General features: G+C 55.7%; 13 protein-coding genes. 11 read left to right on the top strand and 2 right to left on the bottom strand.

The annotated features are described in order from the left end of the window. The first annotated feature begins 22 nt into the window (after positions 1 to 22). The 11 genes from BKP64_RS06895 to der all read left to right on the top strand — a co-directional run bounded on the left by BKP64_RS06895 (position 23) and on the right by der (position 11,024). Positions 23 to 520 carry an Rrf2 family transcriptional regulator gene (locus BKP64_RS06895; RefSeq protein ID WP_070967739.1) on the top strand — a complete coding sequence of 166 codons (498 nt, stop codon included), beginning with the start codon at positions 23 to 25 and terminating at the stop codon, positions 518 to 520. Positions 521 to 539: 19 nt separating this feature from the next. Next, positions 540 to 1,688, top strand: a complete 1,149-nt coding sequence (locus BKP64_RS06890; RefSeq protein WP_070967736.1) for an IscS subfamily cysteine desulfurase — start codon at positions 540 to 542, stop codon at positions 1,686 to 1,688. Between the two features lie 68 nt (positions 1,689 to 1,756). Then, a complete protein-coding gene (gene ndk / locus BKP64_RS06885) occupies positions 1,757 to 2,185 on the top strand; it encodes a nucleoside-diphosphate kinase (RefSeq protein ID WP_070967734.1) in 429 nt (142 codons plus the stop codon). Between the two features lie 62 nt (positions 2,186 to 2,247). Further along, positions 2,248 to 3,360, top strand: coding sequence for a dual-specificity RNA methyltransferase RlmN (rlmN, locus tag BKP64_RS06880; RefSeq protein WP_070967733.1), 1,113 nt, complete (start codon positions 2,248 to 2,250; stop codon positions 3,358 to 3,360). A gap of 41 nt (positions 3,361 to 3,401) precedes the next feature. Then, a complete protein-coding gene (gene pilW / locus BKP64_RS06875) occupies positions 3,402 to 4,208 on the top strand; it encodes a type IV pilus biogenesis/stability protein PilW (protein WP_227515528.1) in 807 nt (268 codons plus the stop codon). Further along, positions 4,198 to 5,184 carry a RodZ domain-containing protein gene (locus tag BKP64_RS06870; protein WP_070967731.1) on the top strand — a complete coding sequence of 329 codons (987 nt, stop codon included), beginning with the start codon at positions 4,198 to 4,200 and terminating at the stop codon, positions 5,182 to 5,184. The genes pilW and BKP64_RS06870 overlap by 11 nt, the downstream gene beginning before the upstream one ends. Positions 5,185 to 5,220: 36 nt before the next feature. Then, positions 5,221 to 6,339: a flavodoxin-dependent (E)-4-hydroxy-3-methylbut-2-enyl-diphosphate synthase gene (gene ispG, locus BKP64_RS06865; RefSeq protein WP_070967729.1), complete on the top strand. Its 1,119-nt coding sequence runs from the start codon at positions 5,221 to 5,223 to the stop codon at positions 6,337 to 6,339. A 52-nt stretch (positions 6,340 to 6,391) separates the two neighbouring features. Further along, positions 6,392 to 7,672 (top strand): histidine--tRNA ligase, encoded by a 1,281-nt coding sequence (gene hisS / locus BKP64_RS06860; RefSeq protein WP_083329174.1) that lies wholly within the window; start codon positions 6,392 to 6,394, stop codon positions 7,670 to 7,672. A gap of 42 nt (positions 7,673 to 7,714) precedes the next feature. Beyond that, entirely contained in the window at positions 7,715 to 8,371 is a 657-nt protein-coding gene (locus BKP64_RS06855) for a YfgM family protein (protein WP_070967724.1), read from the top strand. A 29-nt stretch (positions 8,372 to 8,400) separates the two neighbouring features. Beyond that, positions 8,401 to 9,543: an outer membrane protein assembly factor BamB gene (gene bamB / locus BKP64_RS06850; protein WP_227515527.1), complete on the top strand. Its 1,143-nt coding sequence runs from the start codon at positions 8,401 to 8,403 to the stop codon at positions 9,541 to 9,543. Positions 9,544 to 9,602: 59 nt separating this feature from the next. Then, on the top strand, positions 9,603 to 11,024 hold the full coding sequence (gene der / locus BKP64_RS06845; RefSeq protein ID WP_070967720.1) for a ribosome biogenesis GTPase Der: 1,422 nt from the start codon (positions 9,603 to 9,605) through the stop codon (positions 11,022 to 11,024). Positions 11,025 to 11,057: 33 nt separating this feature from the next. Here the strand turns inward: der and pta are convergent, their stop codons facing one another. Together pta and BKP64_RS06835 are read right to left on the bottom strand one after the other, a co-directional pair. Continuing rightward, complete coding sequence (gene pta / locus BKP64_RS06840) at positions 11,058 to 13,211, bottom strand: phosphate acetyltransferase (RefSeq protein WP_070967717.1); 2,154 nt, start codon at positions 13,209 to 13,211, stop codon at positions 11,058 to 11,060. Between the two features lie 26 nt (positions 13,212 to 13,237). Beyond that, on the bottom strand, positions 13,238 to 14,434 hold the full coding sequence (locus tag BKP64_RS06835; protein WP_070967714.1) for an acetate kinase: 1,197 nt from the start codon (positions 14,432 to 14,434) through the stop codon (positions 13,238 to 13,240). Between the last annotated feature and the right edge of the window lie 14 nt (positions 14,435 to 14,448).

Here is a 14,448-nt window from a genome sequence, read left to right as displayed (position 1 = left end):
ATCCCATCATGGGGCTGATTGTATGAAGTTGACCACCAAAGGCCGCTACGCCGTCACGGCAATGCTGGACTTGGCTCTGCACGGAGACCAGGGCCCGGTGAGTCTTGCTGATATTTCAGCCCGACAGGAAATATCACTATCCTACCTGGAGCAGCTTTTCTCCCGTCTCCGCCGAAGGAATCTCGTTGTCAGTGTTCGCGGGCCCGGCGGAGGCTATCGCCTGAGTCGTATCGCTGGAGAGGTTTACATTGCGGAAGTCGTCGATGCTGTCAGTGAGTCTCTTGATACCACGCGATGCGGAAACAAGGGCGACTGCCAGAAGGGAGAAAAGTGCCTGACTCACCACCTGTGGTCTGATCTGAGTGACCAGATTCATCAGTTCCTGAGCGAAATCAGTCTTGGTGACCTGATGAGAAAGCACGAAATCCGCCAGGTTGCGGACCGCCAGAACCGGCGTCAGTCTGATGACGGTTCTGAAACGATTAATACCGAACGCCTGTCCGATCAGGCGCCGGCCTGACACAATATCCCTTGATACCATGAAAAAGCCCGTATATCTGGACTATGCGGCGACGACGCCTGTTGATCCGTCTGTCGCTGAAGAAATGATCAAGTACCTCACGCCTGACGGCATTTTTGGCAATCCCGCATCGCGAACCCATGCTTTCGGCTGGCAGGCGGAAGCCGCTGTGGAAACTGCGCGCCGGCAGGTGGCCAGCCTGGTTCACGCTGATCCGAGAGAAATTGTCTGGACATCGGGTGCGACTGAGGCCGATAACCTCGCCATTAAAGGTGTTGTGGCTGGACGGACCGGTGTGCATGTGGTCACCTCGTCCATTGAGCACAAGGCGGTTCTCGATACCTGCAAGTGGCTTGAGCAGCACGGCGTTGAAGTGACCTGGCTGGCTCCGGACCGTGAAGGGCGAATCCGTGCCGGGCAGGTTCTGGAGGCGCTGCGGGAAAATACCGTTCTGGTCAGTCTGATGCTGGTCAATAACGAGCTGGGTTGTATCAACGAGATTGCCGAAATTGGCCGGTTATTGCGTGAGCATGGGGTGCTTTTTCACGTCGATGCTGCGCAGGCCGCAGGTAAAATGCCGGTGGATGTGAGTCGGATGCCGGTGGACCTGATGGCCCTGTCCGGTCACAAAGTATATGGGCCGAAAGGAGTTGGCGCACTTTACGTCCGTCGTTCACCGGATGTCCGTATTGAGGCGCAGATCCATGGCGGCGGGCACGAGCGGGGGATGCGCTCAGGTACTTTGCCGACCCATCAAATCGTGGGTATGGGTAAGGCTTTCCTTCTGGCACAGGATGGGCTGGAAGCGGAAATGGCTGAGCTTGAAAACTTGCGGGAAACCTTTATGTCGGGCATTGAAGGGCTTTCAGGGGTCACCGTTAATGGAAGCCAGGATTGCCGGGTGCCGGGCATTCTGAATCTTTCCTTTGACGGCGTTGACGCCGAGTCGCTTATGCTGGGTCTCAGGGACCTTGCGGTTTCATCGGGTTCTGCCTGTGCGTCCGCTACGATCGAGCCCTCCTATGTCCTTCGCGGGATTGGTTTAAGTGATGAACAGGCCCACAGAGCGCTCAGGTTTTCGTTCGGGCGGTTCACAACGAAAGAAGAGGTCGCCTTCGCCAGCTCGCAAATTGTTGATGTTGTTAGTCGCCTTCGTGCAGTGCGGTAGGCAGTTGGCCCCGGACTGCGTATAATCGCAGGCCAGAATTTTAACCCGAACCTGACTGGAGAAAGACCATGGCAAATGAGCGCACGCTCTCTATTATCAAGCCCGACGCTGTTGCGAAGAATGTGATCGGCGAAATCTACAGCCGCTTCGAAAAGGCCGGCCTGAACATTGTCGCTGCGAAAATGATGCACCTGACCCAAGAGCAGGCAGAAGGCTTCTACGCCGAGCACAAAGAGCGCCCCTTCTTCAACGACCTCGTCGCCTTTATGACGTCTGGTCCGGTTGTTGTTCAGGTTCTGGAAGGCGAGGGCGCCATCCTGAAAAATCGTGACCTGATGGGTGCAACAAATCCGAAAGAAGCCGAGGCAGGCACCATCCGCGCCGACTTCGCTTCTTCTATCGACGCAAATGCTGTGCATGGCTCAGATTCTGCTGCTTCCGCAGAGCGCGAAATTGCGTATTTCTTTAATGACAACGAGATTTGCCCGCGCGGCTGATTGCGTTGATCGGAGGCGATCCTTGATCGCCTCCGTATTGGTTATCTGATTGAGGTTATAAAATGACAGCGGCCGCTGAAAAAACCAATCTTCTCGGGATGCCGAAAGCAAAACTTGAGGCTTTCTTCGAATCCCTTGGAGAGAAGCGTTTTCGTGCCACTCAGGTTTTGCAGTGGATTCATCAGCGGGGCGCGGATGACTTCGATCAAATGACCAATATGAGCAAGGCTTTACGGGACAAGCTCAAACAAGTAGCTGAAATCCGTGGCCCGGAAGTGGTTTACGATGAGACGTCCAAAGACGGCACTCGCAAGTGGGTGATGCGCATGGACAATGGCAACAGCGTTGAGACCGTACTCATTCCCGATGGGGAACGTGGGACGCTGTGTGTTTCTTCCCAGATTGGATGCAGCCTGGACTGCACGTTCTGTTCGACCGGGAAGCGAGGCTTTAACCGAAACCTGACGGCCGCAGAGGTTATCGGCCAGGTGTGGGTTGCGCGTAAGGCATTCATGCCCTTTGAACCAGGCCCTGACAGACCTATCACCAACGTGGTTATGATGGGCATGGGGGAGCCATTGCTCAACTTCGACAACGTAGTCGATGCCATGAATCTCATGATGGAAGACCTGGCTTATGGGATTTCCAAACGTCGGGTAACCCTGAGCACTTCAGGCGTTGTCCCTGCGCTGGATCGCCTTGGGGAAGTTACCGATGTTTCACTGGCCATTTCCCTGCATGCCCCGAATGATGAGCTTCGTAACAAGCTGGTCCCTCTTAATAAAAAATATCCGATCGCGGAGCTTCTCGCAGCGACGAAACGGTATTTTGCGCGCTTGCCTGACAAGCGCAAGGCAACGATTGAATATACAGTCATTGAGGGAATGAATGACCAGCCGGAACACGCACGGGAGCTTGCGGTGTTGTTGCGGGATCTGCCATGCAAGATCAATCTGATACCCTTCAATCCGTTCCCGGAAAGCGATTTTCGGCGGCCGAGTATGAACGCGACCCGTCGCTTTCAGACCGTGTTGAACGAAGCAGGCTACATAGCGACGATACGAACGACCCGAGGCGATGACATTGATGCCGCATGTGGCCAGCTGGTTGGCAGGGTTGAAGACAGAACTCGCCGCAGCCAGCGTTATATTGATGTTCAGCAGGTTAATCCCTGAAACGGACTCACCAATCAAGCAGATGCGAGGAATGCAAGACTGTGACGTATAGAACAGCGAACAGGCGTATTTCTGTTGCAGCCCTGATTCTGGGCGTCATTCTTGTCACAGGTTGCGTAACGACGACCGACAGCCGTTTCTCTCGGGAGGCAGACAAGCAGGAAGCGGTGGATGATTACGTTCAGCTGGCCACGGCCTATATTGGCCAGGGAAATCTTGAACGAGCGCGGCACCACCTCGATCGCGCGCTGAAACTTGCGCCGGAAAGTCCTGCGGCGAGAGCTGCAATGGGGTTGGTGTTAAACGCTGAAGGCGAAGCCGAGTTGGCAGAAGCCAGTTTCAGGCGTGCCATTTTCGCTGACTCCGGATACACCCGTGCACGGGTGTATTATGGTGCGTTTCTTTATGGGCAGGGCAGAATTGAAGACTCCCGGGATGAGTTTCGAGCGGCATCACGGGATACGGATTACAAGGATCGAGGGTCTGTTTTTTATAATCTGGGGATGACTCAGGAGCGCCTGGGGGAGCTTGAGAACGCTACCACCTCCTATCGTCGGGCCGTAGAGCTCTCCCGCGGAGATGCGCGCTCCTTACTTGCATTATCCCGGGTCCTTGTTGAACGTGGAAACTATGACGCGGCAGCCCGTTACTACGGTCGTCTCACGTCGATCATGCAGAGAAATGAGCGCGCGCGCCACTCACCGGAAAGTCTGTTGACCGGAATTCGCATAGCCCGCCACCTGAATGATCGCAATCAGGAGGCCAGCCTGGCCTTGCAACTCAAGAACAATTATCCGGAGTCAGTTGAATACCAACAATATAAGGTGCTGATTTCTAATGGCCAATGATGATAATCCTCAGCCAGTGAAGAATGATCCTGTCGGGCAACAGCTGAAGCGTGCGCGTGAGAAGGCCTCGCTGACTGTGAGTGACGTTGCTGACGCCCAGCATTTACGGCCCGTGGTGATTCAGGCGATTGAAGAGGGCGATTATTCCAGGATTGATAGTGAACTCTTCCTGAAGGGTTATGTCAGGGCCTATGCGATGCAGGTTGGTCTTGACGCCGATGCCGTTATAAATGACCTGGACCACGAACTGGAGCCGTTGCGTAAACAGCGGGAGCAGGAACGCGAAGAGAACCCGCTGGTGGATATCGAACGCCGGCGACACAGGAAGCGTCGGATGGCGAAGTTGCTTCTGCTTTTGGTGGTTGCAGCCTTGGCCGGATATCTGGCTTTTACGTTTATGTTACCAATGGACAGCACTAAAGAAGACGTGACTGTGATGCCGGAGTCGGCTCAGCCGCAGGACGGTGAAGAAATTGGCGATTCGGTGAGCCAGCAGGGGTCGGAAGAACCGATGGAAAATGGCCCGGATACAAATGGTTTGGCATTGGAGATCGGGGAGGAGCCGGGCGTAACTCGGGAAAATCCGCTGGAGGTCCCAGATTCCGGAGTTCAATTGGAACCCGAGGTGACATCCGCCGAAGAGGGTGACCCGGTGGTGGACGTTCCGCCAGTGCTTGAAGAACCTGCGCCTGTTGTGGAGGACCCGAGGGAGCCAGTGGCGATCACAGCCCAGGGGAGCCTGCTGATCACCTTTACCGATGATTGCTGGGTTCAGGTCAGCGATGCCTCAGGCACTCGTTTGGTAAACTCTCTCCAGCGGAACGGTGACCAGGTCGAAGTATCCGGACAGCTACCCCTCAAGGTAGTGATTGGTGCGGTCGATGCCGTGGGCTCTATTCGCTTTCAGGGGGAATCAGTGGATATGGGTGACTACCCGGTCGTAAACAACCGGTCAGAATTTACCCTGACGATCTGAAACTTTGACGATTTTATCGATATTGGTCAGTAAGCAATGAAACAGGAATCTCCGATCGTAAGACGCCAGTCCCGCCAGATTATGGTGGGCAATGTACCTGTAGGCGGTGGTGCTCCGATTGCAGTTCAGAGCATGACCAACACGAACACCTGCGATGTGGCGGCAACTGTCGGCCAGGTGAATGCGTTGCAGGATGCCGGTGCGGATATAGTAAGGGTGTCGGTTCCGGATATGGACGCTGCGGAGGCCTTTGGCAAAATCCGGCAGCAAGTCTCTCTTCCGTTGGTTGCGGACATCCACTTTGATTACAAGATCGCTTTGCGAGTCGCGGAGCTGGGCGTCGATTGTTTGCGTATCAACCCGGGCAATATCGGACGTGAAGATCGCGTCAGTGCGGTTATCAGTGCCGCCCGGGATCGGAATATTCCCATTCGTATTGGCGTAAACGCGGGCTCCCTTGAAAAGGAGCTTCAACGAAAGTACGGCGAGCCGACAGCAGACGCACTTGTCGAGTCGGCGATGCGCCACATTGATATTCTCGACCGTCACGATTTCCCCGATTTCAAGGTCAGTCTGAAGGCTTCGGAAGTGTTTATGACGGTTGCCGCTTATCGCAAGATTGCATCGCAGATCGAACAGCCGCTCCACCTTGGCATTACTGAGGCAGGCGGGTTCCGCTCAGGCACGGTGAAATCGTCGATTGGGCTCGGTATGCTCCTGATGGACGGAATCGGCGATACCATTCGCGTTTCCCTGGCTGCGGATCCGGTCCAGGAAATAAAGGTCGGTTACGACATCCTGAAGAGTCTTCGTCTGCGTAGCCGCGGTATTAATTTTATCGCCTGTCCCAGTTGTTCAAGGCAGAACTTTGATGTTATCCAGACGATGAATGATCTGGAAGCCCGCCTCGAAGACGTCAATACCTCACTGGATGTCGCTATTATCGGGTGCGTGGTCAATGGTCCGGGTGAGGCGAAAGAAGCGGATATCGGACTCACCGGCGGAAGCCCGAAGAACCTGTTTTATATGGCCGGCAAACCAAATCAGAAACTCGATAATACGACGTTAACGGATGATCTGGAACGTCTGATTCGTGAAGAGGTTGCCCGCCGTAAGGAACAGGAAGATGCCATCATTGTCCGTTCCGACGGCTGACGGCATCTGGTTTTCCGACCGAATTTTCAAGATACAGGTTTAAGGGTTTAACTTGGCTAAGATTCAGGCAATTCGCGGGATGAACGATATCCTGCCAGAGCAGACGCCGGTTTGGCAGTTTGTTGAAAGCACCGTGCGGAAAGTACTGGCACAGTATGGTTACCAGGAAATCCGGATGCCTATTGTCGAGCAGACAGATCTGTTCAAGCGGTCCATCGGCGAAGTGACCGATATTGTCGAAAAGGAAATGTACACTTTCGAGGACCGGAACGGAGATAGCCTGACACTTCGGCCGGAAGGCACCGCTGGCTGCGTTCGGGCGGCGGAGGAGCATGGTCTTCTGTTTAATCAGACCCGTCGGCTCTGGTATACCGGCCCGATGTTTCGCCATGAACGCCCCCAGAAAGGACGGTATCGCCAGTTTCATCAGATCGGTGTGGAATGTTTCGGCATGGCCGGTCCCGATATTGATGCGGAACTTCTTATTCTTACTGCCCGGCTCTGGAAGGAATTGGGCCTCGAAGGCCATACCCGTCTTGAGATCAACTCTATCGGCACTTCAGAGGCTCGTAGGGCCTATCGCGAAGCACTGGTCGATTATCTGGAACAGGACAAGGCCGGGCTGGATGCCGACAGTCAGCGTCGACTGCAGACCAATCCGTTGAGAATTCTGGACAGCAAGAATCCTTCTACTCGCAAGATCCTCGAAGGTGCCCCGAGCCTCGACGACTATCTCGATGACGAATCGAGAATCCACTTTGATCGCCTCCGGGAGCTGCTGGATGCCGCAGGCATTAACTATACAGTGAACCCTGCGTTGGTACGTGGTCTCGATTATTACGGAAAAACCGTGTTTGAGTGGATTACTGACAGCCTTGGTGCCCAGGGAACTGTTTGCGCCGGTGGCCGTTACGATGGTCTGGTTGAGCAACTGGGCGGTAAGCCGACCTGTGCCGTTGGGTTTGCCATGGGAGTTGAGCGACTCATTTTGCTGCTGGAGACACTGGAAGTTATTCCGGACCATGTGAACAACAATGCGGATGTCTACGTAACCGCAATGGGGGAGAGCGCGATGGCGCCCGCTTTCGCACTCGCCGAAAGCCTCCGGTCGGCACTGGTGGATCGTGTTGTGGTATCTCACTGTGGCGGCGGCAGCTTTAAAAGCCAGATGAAAAAGGCTGACCGAAGTGCTGCGAGGTACGCGGTTATCCTCGGCGAAAATGAGCTTGCGAACGGGACCGTGGGCCTGAAGCCGCTGCGAGCCGATGAGCCCCAGCGGGAAGTGCTCCAGAGTGAGTTGGCATCGGTGCTGTCAGAAGCCTTCAAACACTAATTCAACGTACACAAAAGCAAAAACACGACTACAGGAGTCATCATGGCTGAAATGCGCACCGAAGAGGAACAGGTTCAGGCGATCAAGGACTGGTGGAAAAACAATGGAAGCTCATTGCTGATAGGTATTGGTGCTGCTCTGGCCATCGTTTTCGGATGGCAGGCCTGGCAAAACCATCAGGCGGAGCAACGCGCCGAAGCGGCAAATCAATTTGGAAACCTGCTGAACGCGTTTAGTGATCAGGCTGATGAAACCAGCGCTGAGACCGTTGCTTTTGTAGCCAGCACTCTTCGGGAGGACTACACCGATAGCGCCTATGCCGTGTATGGCAACCTGATCCTGGCACGCCAGCAGCTGACGGACGGTGATGCGCCGGCAGCGATTGAATCCCTGAAGTGGGCACTGGAAAAAGCGGGCGAGCAACAGGCTCTGGCACTGGTTGTGCGTAGTCGGTTGGCGCGTGCCCAGTTTGCATCGGGCGGTTACGATGACGCCCTTACCACCATCAATGGGGCTGCGGACTCCGAAGCTTTCGCCGCGATTTTCTCAGAGCTTAAGGGCGACATTCTGCTCGCTCAAGGCGATCAGGATGGTGCTCGTGACGCGTATCTCGCGGCTCGCGAGCAGAGTCAACAGCAGGGGCGCAGCGGGATCCTTGAGCTAAAACTTTCCGATCTTGGCATTGGGGAGGATGCCTGATGCGGGGATCTCGCAACAGGCTAGCACGTTTGGCCCTCATTGGCGGCTTGTTGTCCGTTTTGGGTCTTGCAGGTTGCAGTACCACGGATACATTTGAGCAGCCGGCTCCACTGCCAGATGTCGATGAATCTGTTGAATTCAAGCGGGTCTGGAGCATGTCCGTCGGTGACGGCCATGATGGTGAGTTTCTGTATCTTCGCCCCCTGAATACCGGCGATGTTATCTATGCGGCGTCGGCCGACGGTGAGCTGGTTGCTGTTGAGTCGGAAGACGGCAAGGTGGTCTGGCAAACTGAACTCAACGACCGGATTTTTGCAGGTGTCGCTGGTGATAGCGACCAGCTGTACCTGGCAACCCGGGAAGCGGACCTGCTGGCACTGTCACGGGTCGACGGCAGCGAGCTCTGGCGTGCCTCCTTGCCCACGGAAGTTCTTGCAGCCCCTCAGTCGAATGGCGAGTTGGTGGTTGCCCAGACGACAGACGGCCGTGTGCTGGCCTTCGAGGCCGAAAGTGGCGAAAAGCGCTGGCAGTATGATGGTGTCGTTCCGGCTCTGTCCATGCGAGCCGCCGCCGCTCCGCTCGTGGGTGGCGACGTGGTTATCGCGTCCTTTGCCAACGGTAAGATCATGGCGTTGTCTGCCGAGTCCGGTCAGCCGCTCTGGCAATACGAGGTCGGTCAGCCACAGGGGCGCACAGAGCTGGAGCGCCTGGTGGACATTGCCGGCCAGCCGCTGGTGCTCGACTCCGCCATATTGGTCGTAGGCTATCAGGGTAAGCTGGCACTGGTGGATATTCGCACGGGGCAGGAAATCTGGAGCCGGAAGGCATCCAGCCTTTACTCACCAATGATCGGCGATGGCGATATCTATCTTGCTTCAGCGAATGGCGACGTCGTCGCCTTGCGCGGTTCCGACCGCCGGGAGCTCTGGACTCAGGATCGGCTTTCATGGCGCCAGCTAACCCAGCCGATGATCTTCGATGATTACCTTGTGATCGGTGATTACGAAGGGTACCTGCACATCCTCTCTCGCGAAGACGGCAGTCTGCAGGGGCAGCTGGAATTCGATGATGAGGGTATACGCGTAGCTGCACAGCGGTTAAGCAATGGTAACCTGCTCGTTTTCGGCAACAGTGGAAGAATGGCGGTTCTCAGAATTCGGCCAATCGACTGAATGTTTTTCCAGCCCGGCCATACGACCGGGCTGTTTTCCTTTTTACGTAGCGGACTATTATGACCCCAGTTATTGCCCTTGTCGGCCGCCCGAATGTTGGCAAGTCGACGCTTTTCAACCAGATGACCCGATCCCGGGACGCGCTGGTCGCCGATTTTCCGGGCCTTACCCGGGACCGAAAGTATGGTGAGGGCACATACGAGGGTCAGCGTTTTATCGTCATTGATACCGGCGGCCTTACCGGTGACGAGCAAGGACTGGACGCGGAGATGGCCCGTCAGTCGCTGCAGGCGGTGGAAGAGGCAGACATTGTTCTCTTTATGGTGGATGGTCGTGCGGGACTGACTGCAGGTGATGAGTTGATTGCGGATCAGCTGAGGCGCTCCGGCAAGCAGGCTCACCTTGTGGTTAACAAAACCGATGGTCAGGACCCGGATATTGCAGCGTCTGATTTTTATAGCCTGGGTTTTGATTCGACGTTTCTCATTGCGGCATCTCATAATCGCGGTATTCGCTCGATGCTGGAACTGCTGCTGCCATCCGAAGACGAGCGCGAGGAAGAAGACCGGGCAGGGAAGTATCCCGGGATTCGCATTGGCGTGGTCGGTCGTCCGAACGTAGGCAAGTCGACGCTCGTTAACCGCATGCTCGGCGAAGACCGGGTGGTTGTCTATGACATGCCAGGCACAACGCGTGACAGCGTTTACATTCCGTACGAACGGCAGGGCGAGCAATACACGCTGATCGATACAGCGGGTGTTCGTCGCCGCAAAAATGTTCGTGAAGTGGTCGAAAAGTTCTCGATTATCAAGACACTGCAGGCCATCGACGATGCGCATGTGGTGATTCTCGTAATTGATGCGCGGGAGGGGCTGGTTGACCAGGATCTTCATCTCATCGGTTTTGTTCTTGATGCCGGCCGATCGCTCGTCATTGCCGTTAATAAATGGGACGGCATGGACCCGGAAGAGCGCGCAAAGGTCAAAGAACAGGTCCGACGGCGCCTCGATTTTCTGGATTATGCGGACAAACATTACATCTCTGCGCTCCATGGATCCGGCGTTGGCGTTATGTACGAATCGGTGCAGGCGTGTTACGAGTCGGCTATGGCAAAATGGCCGACGAACCGCCTGACCGCTATCCTCCAGGACGCCATTGCCCAGCATCAGCCTCCCATGGTTCAGGGCCGCCGGATCAAGCTTCGCTATGCGCACCAGGGCGGCTCGAACCCGCCTGTGATTGTGGTGCATGGCAATCAGGTTGATGCGCTCCCCGGTTCTTACAAGCGGTATCTGGAAAACACCTTCCGTAAGGTACTGAAGGTCACCGGTTCACCGATCCGGTTCGAATTCAAGTCAGGTGAAAACCCGTTCGCAACCAAGGTCGACCGACTTACACCGCGGCAGAAGGTGAAGAAGGACAATGATCTGAAAAAGGGCAGGAAGGTTAAGAAAACCAGGCAGAAAAGCCTTAAACGCTAGTAGGGCGCCGTGTTGGCAGAACAGCGGACTGGCTCAGGCCAGCCCCGCATCTTGCACCTGTTTCGCCTGAACGGCTGTCAGCGCGATGGTAAACACAATATCCTCAACGAGTGCCCCCCGGGAAAGATCGTTCACCGGCTTTCTCAGGCCCTGCAGCATCGGCCCGATGCTGACCACGTTGGCGCTCCGCTGCACCGCTTTATAGGTCGTGTTTCCGGTATTAAGATCGGGAAAGACAAAGACCGTTGCCTTGCCAGCTACCTTGCTGTTGGGTGCCTTGCTTCGGGCGACGCTTTCGATAGAGGCGGCGTCGTATTGAAGGGGGCCGTCAATCAGAAGATCCGGGCGCCTTTCCCTGGCAATGCGGGTTGCTTCCCGAACCTTTTCCACATCCTGACCAGATCCGGACTCGCCCGTACTGTAGCTGATCATCGCCACCACTGGTTCAATTCCGAAAGCTTCTGCGGACTGGGCGCTCTGAATAGCAATATCCGCAAGCTCTTCGGCATTGGGATCGGGGTTGATCGCGCAATCGCCATAGACGACCACTTGTTGTGGCAGGAGCATGAAGAAGACCGAAGAAACGACTTTTGCCTGATCATGGGTTTTGATCAGTTGTAGGGCAGGGCGAACGGTGTTGGCTGTCGTGTGAATCGCACCTGAGACCAGGCCATCCGCTTCGTCTCTGGCAACCATCATGGTGCCCAGCACGACGTTATCCTCGAGCATGGCTTCTGCCATATCGGGTGCCAGGCCCTTGTGTTTCCGCAGATCAACCATCGGGGCGACATACTTTCGCCGAACCCTCGCCGGATCGATAATTTCTATATCTTCTGGCAGGTTCAGTCCCTGAGATCTGGCGACACTGAATATTTCGTCAGGATTACCAATCAGCACGCAACGGGCGAGGCTGCGTTGTTGGCAGATAATGGCGGCATGAATGGTGCGAGGCTCGCATCCTTCTGGAAGAACAATGCGCTTGTTGGCGGCGCGTGCCCGTTCTGACAGCTGATAGCGAAAAGCCGGGGGTGAAAGCCGGCGCTGGCGATGGACTTTGAGGTGCTCCTGAAGCCAGTCCGTGTCGATTCGCGTTGCGACCGCCTCCATGGCTTTTTCAATGCGATCCGGGTCATCAATGGGGATGGCGGTAGACAGGTTTGCGAGCATGTGCGCAGTGTCATAGGTGTTGGTTCCGGAGCTGAGGACCGGAAGCCCGGTGTCCAGGGCCCGGCGACAGATATCGATAACCCGGGGGTCCGGAGTCAGCCCTCCGGTCAGCATCAACCCGGCTAGCGGTACACCGTTCAGCGCGGCGACGGCCGTGGTGACAATGATGTCCTCCCGGTCACCCGGTGTGACCATAAGGGTGCCTGGCTTCAGTGTTTCGATCATGTTTCGTATAGTTCGGGCGCAGACGGAAACGTTCTGGACACGTCGCGTCAGCATCTGGCCTTCATGAAGTACATGGACGCCCAGCTCTCGGACTATGTCTGACACCCTGGGGGCGAGAAGATCCGGTTGCCATGGGATTTCAGCCAATAGGTGGAAGCGTTGCTCCCTGAAAACCCGGCATTCCTTCCGGTAGTTGGCAGGACTCCAAACCGGCCCTGCAACGTTCTGAAGAGACAACCCGGATTTTTCTGGCTCGCCCACCTTGTTCAGAATAACTGCAATGACATCGGGGTCGGATGGGCTGGCGAAAAGTCTTGAAGAAAAATCCAGCTCGTCGTCTACTTCGGCAGGCTGACTCATCTTGGGTGTGCTGACGAGAATGACCTCGGAGCCCAGATTTCGAGCGACCTCGACATTCAGCCGGGCAATGTACGCTTCGCTTCGATCAGGTACTAACCCCTCAATAACAACAACATCGACATCCTTGGCCACCCTCTGGTATTCACCTACGACATTTTCCATCAGCAAATCCGAGTTTCCGCGATTGAGTAGCTGCTGGGCTTCCCTGAGAGGGATGGGGGCGGGTGGATCCAGGTGACTACGGGTGCGGACAAACTCCACTGAGGAATCGTTGCCTTCGTTGTGTGATGATTCACCGTGGTGAACTGACTGCCGGAAGGGTTTGTAGAAGCCAACGCTGACGCCCACTCGCTCCAGGGCGCGTAACAGGCCGAGGCACACAGACGTGAGTCCTGAATCCATGGATGTTGGTGCAATAAAAAGACTTTTAGCCATATCAAGTTTCCGGAATTACAGTGTGGTTACCCCGCTCCTGTGCCGCCTGAAAGTCGGGAGGCTTCCCTGGCGATTACCAGCTCTTCATCGGTAGGGATTACGAGGATCGCAAAGCGGGAGCCGTTGTCTTCAATGTGGCCATCGGTGTACTGACCATTGGCTTCGTTAAAATCGGCTCTGATTTTAAAGCCCATTAGATGAAGATGCTCCACCGTTTTCTGACGGACTCTGGCACTGTTCTCTCCAATACCACCTGTAAACACCAGTGCGTCGAGCTGACTGAGTGACGCCATCATTGCCCCTACATATTTTGCAAGCCGGAAGCAGAAGATGTCTATGGCCAATGCAGACGGCTTATGGCCGTGATCAGCGAGTTCACAGAGCGAGCGCATGTCATTGGTTTGCCCGGAAACACCGAGAAGCCCGCTTTGGTGATTCAGGGCCTGGTGGACCTCCTCAGTACAAAGCCCCTTGGTACTGAGGAAGTCGAAAATTCCCGGATCCACATCGCCGCTACGGGTGCCCATAACCAGGCCCTCCAGTGGCGTGAGCCCCATGCTGGTATCAACACTGATACCGTCACGAATAGCAGCAATACTGCAGCCGTTGCCAAGATGTGCGGAAATGACCGATGTGGTTGCCAGAGTTCGATTCAGTAACCTGGCGGCTTCGAGAGCCATGAAATAATGGCTGGTTCCATGGAAACCGTATCGTCTGACCCCCCACTCGCGGTACCAGGCTTCCGGAAGGGCATAGAGGTAGGCCCTTTGAGGCAGTGTCTGGTGATATGCCGTGTCGAAGACCGCCACCTGGGGCACGGCTGGAAACATCAATCGGGTTGCTGCGATGCCTGAAAGGTTTACCGGGTTATGCAGTGGAGCGAGCCCGGCACAGGCCTGAATTGAACGGAGTGCAGAGTCGTCGATGACTGTCGCTTCCTTGAAGGCTTCACCACCATGAACCACGCGATGGCCGATGGCCCGGGGCTCCGATGTCATCAGGCCCAGGTCCCGGAACCGGGAGACCAGCGCCTCAAGGGCTTCCCGATGGGAGGCGCTGGAGGGGAGGGCAACCTTCTCTTCCACGCCATCTATCCGGGCAAATGCATCCTCTGTGTTAAGAGAGTCAGCAAGGGCGGATGTCCGTCTTCGGTGGTGCTGGTCAAACAAGGCAAGCTTTAACGATGAGCTGCCACAGTTAACAACGAGTATGACGTCTTCCATTTACCGGTGGTCCT

The organism is Marinobacter salinus, from assembly GCF_001854125.1.
Taxonomy (GTDB): Bacteria; Pseudomonadota; Gammaproteobacteria; order Pseudomonadales; family Oleiphilaceae; genus Marinobacter; species Marinobacter salinus.
Note: the sequence above shows the minus strand (reverse complement) of the source record. Positions and strands in the feature narration are given on the sequence as shown.

Coding starts and splice junctions, on each gene's coding strand:
- BKP64_RS06895 (WP_070967739.1), top strand. CDS start 23: ATGAAGTTGACCACCAAAGGCCGCTACGCCGTCACGGCAATGCTGGAC.
- BKP64_RS06890 (WP_070967736.1), top strand. CDS start 540: ATGAAAAAGCCCGTATATCTGGACTATGCGGCGACGACGCCTGTTGAT.
- ndk (WP_070967734.1), top strand. CDS start 1,757: ATGGCAAATGAGCGCACGCTCTCTATTATCAAGCCCGACGCTGTTGCG.
- rlmN (WP_070967733.1), top strand. CDS start 2,248: ATGACAGCGGCCGCTGAAAAAACCAATCTTCTCGGGATGCCGAAAGCA.
- BKP64_RS06870 (WP_070967731.1), top strand. CDS start 4,198: ATGGCCAATGATGATAATCCTCAGCCAGTGAAGAATGATCCTGTCGGG.
- ispG (WP_070967729.1), top strand. CDS start 5,221: ATGAAACAGGAATCTCCGATCGTAAGACGCCAGTCCCGCCAGATTATG.
- BKP64_RS06855 (WP_070967724.1), top strand. CDS start 7,715: ATGGCTGAAATGCGCACCGAAGAGGAACAGGTTCAGGCGATCAAGGAC.
- der (WP_070967720.1), top strand. CDS start 9,603: ATGACCCCAGTTATTGCCCTTGTCGGCCGCCCGAATGTTGGCAAGTCG.
- pta (WP_070967717.1), bottom strand. CDS start 13,211: ATGGCTAAAAGTCTTTTTATTGCACCAACATCCATGGATTCAGGACTC.
- BKP64_RS06835 (WP_070967714.1), bottom strand. CDS start 14,434: ATGGAAGACGTCATACTCGTTGTTAACTGTGGCAGCTCATCGTTAAAG.